This is a genomic window from Paracoccus sp. KR1-242 (assembly GCF_049446195.1).
GTDB lineage: Bacteria > Pseudomonadota > Alphaproteobacteria > Rhodobacterales > Rhodobacteraceae > Paracoccus > Paracoccus broussonetiae.
Genome location: NZ_JBMSED010000002.1, coordinates 264,826 through 280,047, shown reverse-complemented (window position 1 = coordinate 280,047; position 15,222 = coordinate 264,826). Strand labels below are relative to the sequence as shown.

At 64.3% G+C, this 15,222-nt stretch carries 12 protein-coding genes; 7 read left to right on the top strand and 5 right to left on the bottom strand.

Annotated features, from left to right (window positions below):
• Positions 1-109 precede the first annotated feature (109 nt).
• From ACO2Q4_RS04775 to ACO2Q4_RS04755, 5 genes are read left to right on the top strand one after another with little or no spacing between them, the layout of a single operon-like run.
• Complete coding sequence (locus ACO2Q4_RS04775) at positions 110-3,217, top strand: response regulator (protein ID WP_423317660.1); 3,108 nt, start codon at positions 110-112, stop codon at positions 3,215-3,217.
• Positions 3,207-4,040: a CheR family methyltransferase gene (locus ACO2Q4_RS04770; RefSeq protein ID WP_311759384.1), complete on the top strand. Its 834-nt coding sequence runs from the start codon at positions 3,207-3,209 to the stop codon at positions 4,038-4,040. The genes ACO2Q4_RS04775 and ACO2Q4_RS04770 overlap by 11 nt, the downstream gene beginning before the upstream one ends.
• Before the next feature lie 18 nt (positions 4,041-4,058).
• Complete coding sequence (locus tag ACO2Q4_RS04765) at positions 4,059-5,390, top strand: diguanylate cyclase domain-containing protein (RefSeq protein WP_423317657.1); 1,332 nt, start codon at positions 4,059-4,061, stop codon at positions 5,388-5,390.
• Positions 5,391-6,257, top strand: a complete 867-nt coding sequence (locus ACO2Q4_RS04760) for an EAL domain-containing protein (protein WP_423317655.1) — start codon at positions 5,391-5,393, stop codon at positions 6,255-6,257.
• 54 nt (positions 6,258-6,311) lie between these two features.
• A complete protein-coding gene (locus ACO2Q4_RS04755; protein WP_423317653.1) occupies positions 6,312-7,670 on the top strand; it encodes a calcium-binding protein in 1,359 nt (452 codons plus the stop codon).
• A gap of 73 nt (positions 7,671-7,743) precedes the next feature.
• On the opposite strand, the gene ACO2Q4_RS04750 is transcribed toward ACO2Q4_RS04755, so the two are convergent.
• The 5 genes from ACO2Q4_RS04750 to ACO2Q4_RS04730 form a co-directional block, all read right to left on the bottom strand.
• On the bottom strand, positions 7,744-7,986 hold the full coding sequence (locus ACO2Q4_RS04750; protein ID WP_311759388.1) for a hypothetical protein: 243 nt from the start codon (positions 7,984-7,986) through the stop codon (positions 7,744-7,746).
• A 236-nt stretch (positions 7,987-8,222) separates the two neighbouring features.
• The gene (locus ACO2Q4_RS04745; RefSeq protein WP_423317650.1) at positions 8,223-9,080 is read right to left on the bottom strand and encodes a DUF2189 domain-containing protein; all 858 of its coding nucleotides are present in this window, start codon (positions 9,078-9,080) and stop codon (positions 8,223-8,225) included.
• Positions 9,081-9,232: 152 nt separating this feature from the next.
• On the bottom strand, positions 9,233-9,643 hold the full coding sequence (locus tag ACO2Q4_RS04740; RefSeq protein ID WP_423317649.1) for a hypothetical protein: 411 nt from the start codon (positions 9,641-9,643) through the stop codon (positions 9,233-9,235).
• 90 nt (positions 9,644-9,733) lie between these two features.
• Entirely contained in the window at positions 9,734-10,678 is a 945-nt protein-coding gene (locus tag ACO2Q4_RS04735; protein WP_423317647.1) for an NAD(P)/FAD-dependent oxidoreductase, read from the bottom strand.
• Positions 10,679-10,783: 105 nt separating this feature from the next.
• Entirely contained in the window at positions 10,784-11,584 is an 801-nt protein-coding gene (locus ACO2Q4_RS04730) for a class I SAM-dependent methyltransferase (RefSeq protein WP_423317645.1), read from the bottom strand.
• Positions 11,585-11,911: 327 nt separating this feature from the next.
• Between ACO2Q4_RS04730 and ACO2Q4_RS04725 the strand changes: the two genes are divergently transcribed.
• Both ACO2Q4_RS04725 and ACO2Q4_RS04720 read left to right on the top strand, forming a co-directional pair.
• Positions 11,912-13,966 (top strand): catalase, encoded by a 2,055-nt coding sequence (locus ACO2Q4_RS04725; protein WP_423317643.1) that lies wholly within the window; start codon positions 11,912-11,914, stop codon positions 13,964-13,966.
• A 2-nt stretch (positions 13,967-13,968) separates the two neighbouring features.
• Positions 13,969-15,198, top strand: coding sequence for an NAD(P)/FAD-dependent oxidoreductase (locus ACO2Q4_RS04720; RefSeq protein ID WP_423317641.1), 1,230 nt, complete (start codon positions 13,969-13,971; stop codon positions 15,196-15,198).
• Positions 15,199-15,222: the final 24 nt, after the last annotated feature.

The window sequence follows — 15,222 nt, the reverse complement described above, 5'->3', positions numbered from 1 at the left end:
TCGCTGCGGTCATTTTTTCCGACTAACCTTTCGGATGTTCTGGGCTAAGAAGAAACACCGTTTGATTGTTAACCGGTCCCATCAATTCCCCGCGGGTGGAGGAAAGATTTTGACGAACCGCACGATTGGCTTCTCGCTTGGGTCTCAACTCGCCGCGGTGATGCTGAGTTTCCTGCTGATCGTCGCAGTGGTGACTTTTGTCGTCAATATCGGAACCCGGCACCTGTCTTCGGCCCAGAACGAGGTGCGCGACCTGACGGCCAGCCTGACCGCGATCGAGGCGGTCGAACGCGCGATCCTTGCCCGTGAACTGGCTCTTGTGGACACCCTGTCGCGCGGAACCGATGAATCGCGCGAGAAATTCGACAAGGCCCATCAGGAAACGCTGACGGCGGTCGAAAGGCTGCTGCGCCTGCCCGGTCTTGACGCGCAGGCGGTTGCGGACGCGGTTGCGATCCAGGTCGCGGCAACCCAATGGATGAACGAAAGGGCGATCCCGCTGCTGACGCGCATCGAGGGGACCGTGACCCCCGGCGCGCGCGCACAGGCCCTGTCCTATTTCCTGACCACCAACGTGACCGAACGGATCGACAGCTTCCCGCGGGAATCCTTTGATCGGCTGGACGGGCTGGTCGAAGGCCAGTTGGACGAGGCACGGGAAAAGCGCAACGACGCCATCGAATGGCTGCGCACGGCCAGCATCATCGCGGCGGTCTGCGTCGCGCTGGCCGCGCTTCTGGCCTATCTGGTGCTGTACAAGCGCATCGGCGCGCCGCTGAAGCGGCTGGCGGTGACGATGCACCGGCTGGCCAATGACGACCGCGCCGAGGCCGTGCCCTTTCAGGACCGCCCCGACGAAATCGGCGCAATGAGCCGCTCGCTGCTGATCTTTCGCAACCTTGCGACGGAACGCAGCGCGGACCTGCAGGCGCGCGAGGCGCTGACCGAGCTTTCGCAGATCATCCAGCGCCAAAAGACGCTGAAGGATTTCGCCGATGCCGCGCTGCAAACCCTGGCCCCCCATATCAAGGCCGGGGTCGGCGTCTTCTTCGCCTTTGACGAAGCCAGCCAGACGCTGAACCTTTACGCCAGCTATGGCTTTCGGGAACGGCGGCATGTCGCGACAAGCTATAAGCTGGGCGAAGGGCTGGTCGGCCAATGCGCGCTGGAACGCAAGGCGATCATGCTGTCCCCGGTCCCCGATGACTATGTCAGGATCCATTCCGGCACGGGCGAGGGAACGCCGGCGCTGGTCCTTGTGGTGCCGGTGCTGGTGCAGGACCGTCTGATCGGCGTCATGGAATTCGCGATGGTCGACACACCCGATGATGTCCGCCGCCGCATCGTCGAGGACGCGCCGGGCATCGTCGCCCTGCCCCTTGAAAACCTGCGCCGCGTCCTGCGCACCCGCGAGCTGCTTGAGCAAAGCCAGCGCCAGACCGAAGAGCTGCAGGCCGCCGAGGAAGAACTTCGCGCCCAGCAAGAGGCCCTGCAGGCCACCAATGACGAATTGGAACGCCGCAGCGACGAACTGGCGCTTCAAGGGCAGAAGCTGATCGAGTCCCGGCAGGAGGCGATCTCGCGCGCGGAAGAGGTCGAACGCGCGAACCAGTACAAGTCGCGCTTCCTTGCCAATATGTCGCATGAACTGCGCACGCCCCTGAACAGCATGCTGATCCTTGCCCAGGACCTGGCCGAGAATGACCAGGGCAACCTGGACAAGGAACAGGTCGAGGCGGCATCGGTCATTCATACCAGCGGCGTCAGCCTGCTGCGCCTGATCAACGACATCCTGGACCTCTCCAAGATCGAGGCGGGCAAGCTGGAAACCAGCCGCGAACGAGTTTCCCTGGCGGCCTTCTGCCACACGCTGGAACGCACCTTCCGCCCGCTTGCGGAACAGAAGGGGCTGGAGTTCACGCTGCATTTCGCCCCGGACCTGCCGACCCAGATCTGGACCGACGGTGGCAAGCTGGAGCAGATTGCGAACAACCTGATCGGGAACGCGCTGAAATTCACCGCCGAAGGTTCGGTCAAGGTCGACGTTTCCTCGCAGGACAATGGGCAGGTCCTGTCGTTGCGCGTGACCGATACCGGGATCGGCATTCCGGGCGACAAGCTGCAGGCGATCTTCCGTCCGTTCGAGCAGGTCGATGGCAGCACGCGCCGGCAGTTCGGCGGCACCGGCCTTGGCCTTGCGATCTCGCGCCAGCTTGTCCAGCTTTTGGGCGGCGAGCTGGTGGTCAGCAGCGTCGAGGGCGAAGGCTCGACCTTCCACATGACCCTGCCCCTGCAAGCCGGTGACGGGACGGCCGAGGCCGCGCCGGAACCGGCAATGCCGGTCCGCAAGCCCGTCCTGAACGGCGGCGACAATCCCGGCAACAGCGTTACGACACAGGATCGAAGCGCGGTCCTGGTGATCGAGGACGATCCCGGCACCCAGGTCGCCATCTCGCAGCTTCTGTCCCGCGCGGGCATCGAGGTCGTCTCGGCCATGACCGGAGAGGACGCGCTGAGCCTGATGGCCGCGCGCAGCTTTGGCTGCGTCATCCTGGATATCGGCCTGCCCGACGTCACGGGGTTCGAACTGCTGGACAAGATGTCCGCCCGCGCCGAACGCGCACCCGTCGTCATCTATTCGGCCCGCGACCTGTCGCCGGACGAAACCCTGCGTCTGCGCGCCTTTACCGACAGCATCGTCCTGAAGGGCGAGCATTCGCAAAAGCGCCTGCTGGACGAGGTCGAGCAGTTCCTGAAGGGGCAGCCGCGTCCCGCGCCGAACGGATCGGCCCCACCGGTCGCGGCCCCCGCCCCGGCAAGACCGGAAACCGCCAGCATCTCGGGCAAGGTGCTGCTGGTCGATGACGACATGCGCAATATCTATGCCTTGGCCAAGGTCCTGCGCGGCAAGGGCATGGACGTGCTCCTGGCGCAGGACGGCATCAAGGCGCTGGCCGAACTGGAGGCAAATCCCGGCGTCCAGATCGTCCTGATGGACATGATGATGCCGAACATGGACGGCTATGAGGCGATGACCGAGATCCGCAAGCGCGGCGGCGAATGGAAGCAACTGCCGATCATTGCCCTGACCGCCAAGGCGATGAAGGACGACCGCGACAAGTGCCTTGCGGCGGGCGCGACCGACTACATGACCAAGCCGGTCGAGGTGCCGAAGCTGCTGACGATGATCCGCGAGCATCTTCCGAATGGAAAATGAGGTCGCCGAAATCACCCGGGCCGTGTTCGAAAGGTTCGGCTATGATTTCCGCGGCTATCGGCACCGACCACTTGAAGGCCGGATGCGCTATCTTTGCACCAAGCTTCGTCTGGCCGACTTCGCGGAATTGCGGGACTGGATCCTGGCCAATCCCGACCGGATCGATTTCGTGATCGAAAACCTGACGATCTCGGTCAGCGACTATTTCCGCGAACCCGAAACCTTTGCCGAGGTCAAGACCCGCATCTTTTCGCTGCTCAGCAGCTTTTCCAGCATCACCATCTGGCATGCGGGATGCGCCGGCGGGCAGGAGGTCTTTTCGCTGGCGGTCCTGCTGAAAGAGGCCGGGCTGTATTCCCGCGCCCGAATCTTTGCCAGCGACATATCCGGCGCGCGGCTGAATGCGGCCCGGGGCGGAGCCAAAATTCCCCTGAACCAGTTCGAGACGGTCGAGCGCAGGTATCGCGAAAGTGGCGGCGCGGGCCTGCTGACCTCGCATCTTCGCATGTCGGGCGACGGGTTCCGCTTTGATCCCGCGCTGATGGACAACGTGACTTTCGTCGAGCACAACCTTGCGACGGACGGCGTCTTTTGCGAGGCTAACCTGATCTTCTGCCGGAATGTGCTGATCTATTTCGGCGACGATCTGCAATTGCAGGTGTTCAACCTGTTCCAGGATTCGCTGGCGCGTGGCGGGTTCCTGTGTCTGGGCAGCCGCGAGACCCCGATCGGAGCGGGGCCCGGTTTCGTGAAAGAGCAAGGGTGCAACCGCATCTATCGGCCACTTCGGCCCCCCCGCGGGCCGATCCTTGCAATGGCATGACAAGAAGAGTGACGAAGAATGACGAGTATCCCCGGAAAGTACCTGGCCGAGCCGGTCGATCGCCCCAAGATCCTGTTGGTGGACGATATCCCCGCCAACCTGATCGCGATGCGGACACTGCTGCGCAATGTCGATGCCGATATCGTGGTCGCGCAATCCGGCAACGAGGCGCTGTCGCTGGCGCTTGACCTGCAATTCGCCCTGATCCTGCTGGATGTGCAGATGCCCGAGATGGACGGGTTCGAAGTCGCGGAATACCTGCGCGACAACCCGTTCTCGGCGGAAACGCCCATTGTCTTTCTGACCGCGTCGAATTCGGACGAGGTCAGCCAGATCCGGGGCTACATGTCCGGCGCGATCGACTATGTCCAGAAGCCGGTGAACGAGCAGATATTGCTGTCCAAGGTTTCCGTCCTGCTGGAGCTTTACCTGAACAAGAACCGGCTGGTGCAGGCCCTGCGAGAGGTCCACCGCCAGCGCCAGATCCTGCAAGCCACCTTCGATGCGGTGGGCGACGGCGTCATCGCGACCGACAATCAGGACCGCATTTCGTGGATGAACCCTTCGGCGCAGCGGATCACGGGCTGGGATGCGGAAAACGCCTATGGCAGCGATCTTGCGCGGGTCTTTCCGGTCGTCACCGCCGATGGCGAACCGATGAAGCTGTTCGACCCCGATCCGGCGGAAATCGCGACGGCTGACCTGCCGCAAGCCATGCTGCGCACCCGGTCGGGCGGGCTTTTGCCGGTGACGAAATCGGCCTCGATCGTCAAGGATACCGAGGGCGATACCATGGGGGGCGTGATCGTCTTTCAGGACGCCTCGCACGCCTATGCCCGCCATCTGGCCCTGATCGACGAGGCCGAGACCGATCCGCTGACCGGCCTGCTGAACCGTGCCGGGTTCAACAAGCGGCTGGGTCATCTGCTGGCCGAGCGCCGAAGCGATCTTGCGCTGCTGTTTGGCGATCTCGACCTGTTCAAGCCGGTAAACGACATTCACGGCCATGCCGCGGGGGACAAGGTTCTGCGGGAAATTGCCACGCGGCTGACGAATTGCGTCCGCGCCGATGATGTGGTGGCGCGATGGGCCGGGGACGAATTCGCCATCCTGATGGTCTGCGACGACAGAAGCGATGCGGACCAGATGGCCAGCCGACTGGCCGAAGCGGTCCGGCAGCCGATCGTCGTGGGCATTAATGGCGAAACGGCAAGCGTCGGCATCAGCCTTGGCGTCTCGATGGCCAGCGAGTCCTTCTGGGACCATGCCGAACTTCTCGCCAAGGCGGATCAGCTGCTTTACGCGGTCAAGTCTGCGCGCGACGGGATCCCCGCCCGCAGCCGGAACTGAATGGACGGACGCACGGAGGCGCGCGAATTGCAGGACGAAACGGGCAACATTCCGGCCAAGGGCTGCGCGCGGGAAAACATCAGGGACCGCCAGCGCATCGGGGCCGAGCTTGGCCTTGCGCTCAGCCAGAGCCAGTTGAGCGTCCGGTTCCAGCCCCAGCTTCGGCTTGCGGATGGAACCGTCTCGGGGTTCGAGGCGCTTGCCCGCTGGCACAGCCCGGTTCTGGGCGAGGTCGAGCCGGAGAGGTTCATCCCGGTCGCCGAAGAAGCCGGCCTGATCGGCGAGATCGGGGCCTGGGTCATCGAAACCGCCGTGGCCGAGATCGCCGCCCTGGACCTGCCCGACACCGTTCGACTGGCCGTCAATGTCTCGGCCATCCAGATGCGGGATCCCGGCTTTCCCAAGCGTGTCGCCTTAATCCTCGCGGCATCGGGGTTCCCGCCCCGGCGCCTGGAACTGGAGATCACCGAGGGCGTCTGCCTGTGCGACGAAGCCACGGCGGCAGCCTCCATCGCGGCCCTGCACGGGATGGGAATTTCGATCGTGCTGGACGATTTCGGCGCGGGCTACGGCAATCTGGTCACGCTGGGGAAATATGATTTCGACCGTCTCAAGCTTGATCGCAACCTGCTGCGGGAACTGTCAGGCACGGTCAGGGGCGAAAGGATCATCGAATGGGCGGTCACGATGGCCGGATCGGTCGGGCTGGACGTGATCGCCGAAGGGGTCGAAACCGCGGCACAGGCTGAGTTCCTGCGAGGGATCGGCTGTGAACATGCGCAGGGTTTCCTTTACGCCCCACCCCTGCCGATCGGGCAACTGACCCAATGGTATCGGAACCACAGGCCGGCTCCGGCGCTTGAATAACGGGTGGGGCACCCCATCTTCCTGCAACTTCGGATTGTCGAAAAGTCGTTTGTCATGGCCAAATTCATTCTGAACACCGCGGCCGGGTTCGCGCGGAACATGACCGCGATCCCTTGGTCAACGGTCCTGGACTATTCCAAAGTCAGCCAGCAACCCGGTTCCCTGCGGCTGTTCGACAGCGCGACGGATTACGCCGTGCTGGGCGGAACCAACCTGGCCTATTCCGGCAGCGGCGTGGGCGCGATGAAGGCCGGCACGGTAACGTCGCTGCGGATCGTGTCGGGCGGGGTGACGTTGTTCGAGGCCACGTCGCTTTCCGTCCCGGCCGCAAGCCTCGCCAATGCTTTCCGGTCCTTCAACAACCAGACCTTCAGCCAGCTTCTGCTCAGCGGGAACGACCTTGTGGTGGGAACCGCGGGCGGCGACACGCTGGCGGGTTATGGAGGGCACGACACGCTGCAAGGCGGCGCGGGCAATGACAAGCTGTTCGGCGGCGCTGGCAATGACGTGCTGTCCGGGGGCACCGGCGCCGACACCCTGCTGGGCGAGGCGGGCAACAACCAGTTGCTGGGCGGCGACGGCAATGACGTGCTTTATGGCGATATCGGCGCGGACACGCTGAACGGGCAGCAGGGGAATGACTCGCTTTACGGGGGCGCCTCCGCGGACCTGCTGATCGGAGACGCCGGAAACGACGTGCTCTATACCGGCAGCGGGAACGACCGGGCCTATGGCGGGGCGGGCTCTGACACCCTTTACGGAGAGGCAGGCAACGACCTTCTCTCCGGGGGCGACGCGCCCGATACCCTGTTCGGCGGCGATGGAAATGACACGCTGGACGGCGGCACCGGCAATGACGTCCTGTATGGCGAGGCCGGGAACGACACCCTGCTGGGCGGGGCCGGCAACGACTGGATGGGCGGCGGCACCGGCGCGGACAGCCTGAATGGCGGTCCCGGCAGCGACAGCCTATACGGAGAGGCGGGCGCCGACAGGCTGGTCGGTGGTGCGGATCGCGACCGGCTTGAAGGCGGCGCCGACAATGACACCCTGACCGGTGGCGCGGGGGCCGATACCTTGGCCGGCGGCGCGGGCGCGGATGTCTTTGTCTTTCTCAGCATCGCCGAATCCCAGCCCGCCGCGGCCGGGCGCGATGTCATCGTGGACTTCAGTTCGGCCCAGCATGACAAGATCAATCTGGGGGCCATCGATGCGAATACGCGGGTGGCGGGAAATCAGGCCTTCACCTTCATCGACGACGACGCGTTCAGCCATCATGCGGGCGAGCTGCGCTGGGTGCGCACGGCCAATGCGACCTTTGTGCATGGCGATGTCAACGGCGACGGCGTTGCCGACTTCTCGATCGAGATCGCGAAGTCGATCGATCTGTCGGCCTCGGACTTCATCCTGTAGCGGCAACGGCGCGGGCCAAGTCCCCGATGGCCGGCGGTTTGCCTTGACCAACCACCGGACCCGCCTTCAGATCCTATCGGCTTTGCGCAATCCCGCCATCAACCCCTTGCCATCTGCTTGAGGTGAACGGGTTCGAGATGTCCTCTCCCGCCTTGGCCTTCTTCTGAAGGATAAGGCGGATCCGGTCGCGGCGGTCGCGCCACGTCGGTTCACCGGCGACCTGCGCAATTTCCACGCGACTGAAGACCTGCGGGTTAAGGCCCATGATCGCGGCCTCCTGGATATGGCCGGCGGTCAGCGGCCTGTTATCTGCCATTGCCGTTCCCGCCGCAGCGCAGAAAAGCAATGCGACGAAAGAAAGGTTCCGGATCATCCGACGTCCTCGCATCTGATATGGGCTGGTTTCGATGTGGTTCCTGATCGGGTTCTATAAAAGGGCAACCCGCGAAAATGGCGAAAGAAAAAGCGACTTCGGTGCGGGCCACGGACCGCAGGACGGATGCCGGAACGGCAAGCCGATTTGCGGCCCGCATGCCCCGCCGGATGATGCCGCTAGACCACGGCCCGGCGGTAAAGATGCCATGTCGCGTGGCCCAGGACGGGCAGCACGACGATCAGCCCCACGAAAAGCGGGATCATTCCCAGGATCAGCAAGGCGGCAACGATCAGCCCCCAAAGCGCCGTCGCCACCGGATTGCGGCGAACGACGGCAAGCGAGGTCGCCATCGCCACCGGCATGCCCACCGGGCGGTCGATCAGCATCGGGAATGACACCAGGCTGACGCAAAGCACGAGGGCAGCGAAAAGAAAGCCCACTCCGCATCCGACCACGATCATCATCCAACCCGCGCTGGTGGTAAGGGTTGCGCGCAGGAAAAGCAGAAGGCTTTCATAGGGCTCGGGTCCAAGGGTGACGGACCAGATTGCGTGAGCGGTGAAAATCCACAGCGCGAAGATCACCGCAAGAAGGCAGCCCAGCGACAACACCGGCCCCAGTACCCGGCCCGTCAGCGCGGCCAGCGCGGCGGTCCAGCTGACATCCTCGCCCCGTTCACGGCGCCGGCTCATCTCGTAAAGCCCGATCCCCGCGACCGGTCCCACCAGCGGAAAGCCTGCGACCAGCGGGAAAAGCAGTTGAACCTGCCCCGCGTTCAGCGCCCAGACGGCAAGGGCGAAGCCGATCACCGGATAAAGCACCACCGCGGTCAGGACGTCGGTGCGCAGCGCGGCGAAATCCTCGATCCCCTTGCGAAGCGCGGCCCGGATATCACCAAGGCCGATCTCTCTGATCTCGGGCAGGGTGATGTCGTGGCTGCCGATCCCGTCCACCGCCGCGCCGGCACCGCGTCCGACACCGGCCAGCCTCTGCACGCTCCAGCTTAGCGGATTTCCAATCGTCTCTCGGGTCATGCCTGCATCCTCCCTTTCTGGAGGGCCCGGTATCGGGCGAGGCGTCAGCCGGAGACCCCGGCGCCGCCCGCAAACCTGCCGGGCCGAACCGTCCTCTGCCCATAGCCTAGCAGATGCAGCGTCACGTTGCACTCATGCAATGGCTGCGGGCCTTATTGCGCCTGCCCGTAACGCGCGGCGCATTCGGCGGGGCCCTGCGCAGCAAGCGCGTCCAGCCGCTTTTGCAGCGCGTCGCGTTTGCGCATCTCGGCGGCGGGGTCGATCGGCACGCGCGTCCTCACGACGTCCGTCCCGCCGTAGCAGGTGCCAAGTCCCACGCCGCCCCATCCCCAGCCACCGTAGTCGCCGTTATACCCGCCCGCGCAGAAGCTGAAACCACCGCCATCCCTGATCTCGTTCTGCCAGGCGTAGCCACGGGACAGGTTCCCCTGCACCTCGGCCAGTAGCCGGGAAACCTGCGAATATTCTGATGAGACCCTTGCCTCGCAGCGTTCCACCGGCGGAGCGCATGAGGAAAGGGCGATGACGGCAAGACATCCGAAAGCGATGGTCGCGCGGGTCATGGCATATGTCCGGATCAGGGGTTCAGCGTATCTTGAACACAATAACGCCGCTGGCGGCCGTCGGGGTCCGGCGATGCGCGAAACCGGCCGCTAGACGGGTTTCCAGGTCTGATCGTCTTCGTCGCGCAAGTCGTTGTGCATGGTGGTGGCTGCGATTGCCGCCTGCCCCATGGCAACGCTGATCTGGTCAAGCGCCGCCAGAATGTCGCCGGCGGCGTAAAGCCCCTTGATGCCCAGACGCTGGTGCTTGTCCGCAACCAGGCACCTGTCCCCGGAAACCACCAGCCCAAGTGAAAGGGCAAGGTCGTTATTCGGATCCGACCCGAGGGCGGGGTAAAGCGTGTCGAATTGCACCTTGTCGCCATTCGCCAGGGTAACTGCGGCGCCCGATGAAAAATCGAACTCGGTGACGGGCGACGCCAGGGCCTTGATGCCGGCTTTTGCCAACGCATCCTGATGGGCAGGCTGAAGCGCGCTTTCCTTGAGGGTCAGCAAGGTGACGCAATCCGAATACCGGCGAAGGAACATGGCCTCGGCAACACCGACCCCATCCGCGCCAAGCACCGCAATCTTCGTGCATCTCGCCTCATAGGCATCGCAGACCGGGCAGTAGCGCAGGAAACCGGCATCCATCGCCGCCTGATGAATGGCGTCGTCGATTGGCGGCCGGCGATTGACGACACCGGTTGCCAGCAAGACCGTCCTGAACCTCGCCTCGCCGGTTTCGTGGCCAAGCAGGAAGCCATTACCCCGGCGCGAGATCGAGGTGACGCGCTCCTGGATGAATCTCGCGCCAAATTGCCCGGCTTGCCTGCGCATGCGCGCAAGCAGTTCATCCCCTGCAATTCCATCCGGATAGCCTGCGTGATTGTGCGATTTCGGGATCCAGGACGCACGGCTTGGTCCACCGTCGAAGACCGAAACGCTTCTCAGGAAACGGGCAAGATAGATGGCCGCAGTCAATCCCGCCGGTCCACAGCCGATGACGGCGCAATCCTTGCTGTCGTCACGGTTTGCGGTGCTGTTCTGATGCAATTTGACGCTCCTGCGTTTCGGATCGGGCATCGGTGAGATGCACCACCAAATGCGGTCGCGGTGGCCCTGGTTTCATCATCGATCAAGCGCGCGTGGCCCGGCTTCTCAGGGAACCAGCCCCCTGCAGGCCCAGGCTGTGCTGGTAAATGAGCGTGGCCCGTCAGGCCGTCCGGCTTCATATGCCGCGCGCATGGTTGTTGCCGCTTGCTGGCGCTCTGTCTCCGACAGGCTGTCGATCAGCGCCCCGAACGGGCCTTCTCCGGCAGCGATCGGCGTCCAGAAATCGTCGAAGTCCCGATAGTTCATCCGGATCGTCAACTCGGTCTCTTGAACGTCCTGCAAGCCGCCTGACATGAAGACACGCTCAAGTTCACCCGGTTGCGTCATCGGCTGAAAGCAGAACCGGGTGCGGAACGCCTCTGCCTTGGGAATGATGGCCGCGATGGAATCGACAAGCATGCGCATCACGGGCATGCCGCCCGCATGGTCCCAGACTGCTGCGGCCACCGTGCCGCCGGGCCGGGCAACGCGGCGCATTTCGGCGATCGCCTTGTCGGCATCCGGAACGAAATGCAGCACAAGCAGCGCGAACACGCGATCAAAGGCGCGATCCTGGAAAGGAAGCGATTGCGCATCGCCCTGCTGCACCGCCACCCGCGCGTCGATATTCCGTGTCCGCAGCGCTTCGACGAAAACCGGCGAAATGTCGATCGCCTCGATCCTGGACAAGAAGGGAATATCCGTCAGCGCAAAGGTCAGGCTGCCCGTGCCGCAACCGACATCCAGCACCGTCTCGCCATCGGCCACGCCAGCAAACTCGATGAACAGCGGTGCAAGCTGTCGGCTCCAGCGACCCATCAACTGATCATAGGCCGAGGGTTTGTGAACGTTGAAGGTCGTGCTCATCGCGCGCTCCCCTTGCTCAACATGCACCCCATTCTACACCCCTGCCCCGACCCCGCAAAGCAATGGTGGTGGGCAAGGACCGATTCCCGACCGCCTGTCATCGTGTTGGGCCAACCCCGTGTGCGTCGGCTGGAACAATGCCCCCCCGAAGACGTTTTGGCCTGCATCGGGCAAGCGGCGGTGTGCCTTGGGCCTGTCGGCTTCACCGCCAAGGCCCGGCAGAACGACGAGGCGATGTCGAAGATGCGCAGCCGCGCGTCGATCACTGATCCGGGCGGGCCACGGGCCGTCGCTCGCCCCTACCCACCCAAATCGGAAGGCAGGAAGATGGCAAATCCCTATGACCGCACCACCGGCGAAGGCGGCGAGACCCAGCAGATCGGCCGCGGCGACATCCCCGCGCTGACGACCAACCACGGCACGCCAATCTCGGACAACCAGAACAGCCTGCGGGCGGGGGCGCGCGGCCCGACGCTTCTGGAAGATTTCATCCTGCGCGAAAAGATCTTTCATTTCGACCATGAGCGCATCCCCGAACGCATCGTCCATGCCCGCGGCTCGGTCGCGCATGGCTATTTCGAATGCACCGACCCGATCCCGGAACTGAGCCGCGCCAGCCTGTTTTCGAAAAAGGGCAAGCGGACCGAGACGATCGTGCGCTTTTCCACCGTCGCGGGCGGCGCAGGCTCGGTCGATACGCCCCGCGACGTGCGCGGCTTTGCCACGAAGTTCTATACCGACGAGGGCAACTGGGATCTGGTCGGCAACAATATCCCGGTCTTCTTCATCCAGGACGCGATCAAATTCCCCGACCTCGTCCATTCCGTGAAGATGGAGGCCGACCGTGGCTTTCCGCAGGCCGCCTCGGCCCATGACACGTTCTGGGATTTCGTCTCGCTGATGCCCGAGACCCTGCATACCGTCATCTGGGCCATGTCCGACCGGGGCATCCCGCGCAGCTATCGGATGATGCAGGGCTTTGGCATCCACACCTTCAAGCTGGTCAATGCCGATGGGGTCGAAAGCTTCGTCAAGTTCCACTGGCGGCCCCGACTGGGGACACAATCGCTGGTCTGGGACGAAAGCGCCAAATTGCAGGGCGGCGACAATGACTATCACCGCCGCGACCTGTGGGAGGCGATCGCCGCGGGGAATTACCCCGAATACGACCTTGCGATCCAAAGCTTCGATGCGGAACTGGCCGACAGCCTGCCCTATGACGTGCTCGACGCGACCAAGATCATCCCCGAGGAAGTGGTGCCCCTGCGCGTGATCGGGCGCATGGTGCTGGACCGCAATCCCGACAACCACTTCGCCGAGAACGAGCAGCTGGCCTTCCTGCCCTCGAACGTGGTGCCGGGGATCGACTTCTCGGATGATTCGCTGCTGCAGGGGCGGCTGTTCTCCTATCTCGACACGCAGAAATCGCGGCTGGGGACGACGAATTTCCACCAGATCCCGGTGAATGCGCCGAAATGTCCCTATGCCAACATGATGCGCGACGGGATGATGCAGACCCATGTGCCCAAGGGGCGCGCGAATTACGAGCCGAACAGTCTGGACGAGGCGGGCGAAGACCCTGGCCCGCGCCCGCGCGAGGACGGCTTCCGCACCGCGCCGCAGCCGGTCGCGGGCGAAAAGCTGAGGGTCCGCGCCGAAAGCTTTGCCGACCATTACAGCCAGCCGCGCCTGTTCTGGAACTCGCAGACCCAGAACGAACAGGCTCATATCGCCTCGGCCATCACCTTCGAACTGTCCAAGGTCGGGCTGGATCACATCCGGCTGCGGGTGCTGTCGCAGCTGCGCAATGTCGATGAAGGTCTGGCCGGACGCGTTGCCAAGGGGCTGGCGATGGATCTGCCGAAAGCCGCGGTCCCGGAACGCCCGGCGATCGATCTTGCCCCCAGCGACGCGCTGTCGATCCAGAAGCGCTGGAACGCCACGCTGAAGGGCCGCAAGGTCGGCATCCTGTTCGACGAGGGATCGGACAAGGCGGCGCTGGATGCCCTGATCGGGGCCATCGAAAAGGCGGGCGGCACCCCCTTTACCATCGCGCCGAAAGTGGGCGGGCTGGATCTGGCGGGCGGCAGGATGAAGGCCGACGGGCAATTGGCCGGTTCGCCGTCATGGCTTTTCGATGCGGTCGCGCTGGTCCTGACCGACGCAGCCGCAAAGCGGCTGGCAGCGGACAGCGCCGCCGTCGGCTTCGTCGCCGACGCCTTTGCCCATCTCAAGGCGATCGGCCATGACGAAGGGGCAAAGCCGCTGCTGGATCGGGCCGGGGTCAAGCCGGACAAGGGCGTCGTGAACCTTGCGGATCTGCCCAAGGCCGCAACCTTGCGCTATTGGGACCGTGAGGCAAACCTGCGGGATCTTGCCTGATCGTGGCCGCCGAACCTGTCCGCACGAGAAAGCGCCGCCTGCATCTCGACGAGCCTTTCTGGGCCGCGACGAGGGCGATCACCGCGCCCTCGATCCCGACGCCTTCCGCGAAGGCATGGGATGTCATCATCGTCGGCACCGGGATCAGCGGCGCGCTGATGGCCGAGGCGCTGTCCCGGCACAAGCGTCGCATCCTGATCCTTGACCGCAGGGTTCCGGTGCGGGGATCAAGCCTTGCCTCGACCGCGATGATCCAGCACGAAATCGACGTTCCGCTGCATCGGCTGGCCCGGCAGATCGGCCCGGACAAGGCGGTGCGCGCATGGCAACGCTCTGTCCGGGCGGTGAAGGATCTGCAGGCGCTTGCGGGGCGTCTTGGAATCGAATGCGACATGCAGGCGAAATCGGCACTGTATCTGACCGGGGACGAGATGGGCCGGCGCGCCATGCGCAGCGAATTCGAGGCCCGGCAGGACGCCGGGATCGCCAGCGAATACCTTGACCAAGCCGAGCTTGGCCGGCGCTTCCGGATCGACCGGACGGCCGCGATCCTGTCGCAGGCCTCGGCCTCGGCCAATCCCGCCCAGTTGACGGCGGCGCTGCTGAAGGTCGCGGCAGGACGCGGCGCCGAAATTGTCTCGCCCTGCGAGATTACCGATCTGGCCGAAACATGCGACGGCGTGGCGCTGGCGACCGCCGAGGGCAGCATCCTGACGGCGGGGCAAACGGTCTTCTGCACCGGCTATGAGTTCCTGCCGATGATGGAAAGCAGGTCGCACCGCATCACCTCGACCTGGGCGCTGGCCAGTCATCCCCGCGTGGCGCGGCCTGATTGGCTGGACGGAATGCTGGTCTGGGAAGCTGCCGACCCCTATCTTTACTTCAGGACCGCGCGTGACGGCAGGATCATCGCGGGCGGTGAAGACAGCGACGCGCCCGAGGCCTACCGCGACCGGGCGCGGATGCAGGCAAGTGCCAGGCGCATCGCGGCCAAGCTGCGCGCGGTTTGCGGGGTCGAGATCGGCGCGCCCGCCTATGTCTGGGCCGCGCCTTTCGGCAACACGACGGACGGCCTACCCATCATCGACCGTGTTCCGGGCTTTCGGAACGCCCATGCGGTGATGGGATTCGGCGGGAACGGCGTCACGTTCTCGATGATCGCGGCCCAGATCGTTGCTGCACGGATAGCCGGGAAAAGCGACTCCGACGAAGACCTGTTCGCCTTTCGCTGACCGGATGGGGGCCGCGGCAACTTG

Excerpts from the sequence above, each read along its gene's own strand:
- ACO2Q4_RS04770 (WP_311759384.1), top strand. The coding sequence starts at position 3,207 with ATGGAAAATGAGGTCGCCGAAATCACCCGGGCCGTGTTCGAAAGGTTC.
- ACO2Q4_RS04765 (WP_423317657.1), top strand. The coding sequence starts at position 4,059 with ATGACGAGTATCCCCGGAAAGTACCTGGCCGAGCCGGTCGATCGCCCC.
- ACO2Q4_RS04760 (WP_423317655.1), top strand. The coding sequence starts at position 5,391 with ATGGACGGACGCACGGAGGCGCGCGAATTGCAGGACGAAACGGGCAAC.
- ACO2Q4_RS04755 (WP_423317653.1), top strand. The coding sequence starts at position 6,312 with ATGGCCAAATTCATTCTGAACACCGCGGCCGGGTTCGCGCGGAACATG.
- ACO2Q4_RS04750 (WP_311759388.1), bottom strand. The coding sequence starts at position 7,986 with ATGGCAGATAACAGGCCGCTGACCGCCGGCCATATCCAGGAGGCCGCG.
- ACO2Q4_RS04745 (WP_423317650.1), bottom strand. The coding sequence starts at position 9,080 with ATGACCCGAGAGACGATTGGAAATCCGCTAAGCTGGAGCGTGCAGAGG.
- ACO2Q4_RS04740 (WP_423317649.1), bottom strand. The coding sequence starts at position 9,643 with ATGACCCGCGCGACCATCGCTTTCGGATGTCTTGCCGTCATCGCCCTT.
- ACO2Q4_RS04730 (WP_423317645.1), bottom strand. The coding sequence starts at position 11,584 with ATGAGCACGACCTTCAACGTTCACAAACCCTCGGCCTATGATCAGTTG.
- ACO2Q4_RS04725 (WP_423317643.1), top strand. The coding sequence starts at position 11,912 with ATGGCAAATCCCTATGACCGCACCACCGGCGAAGGCGGCGAGACCCAG.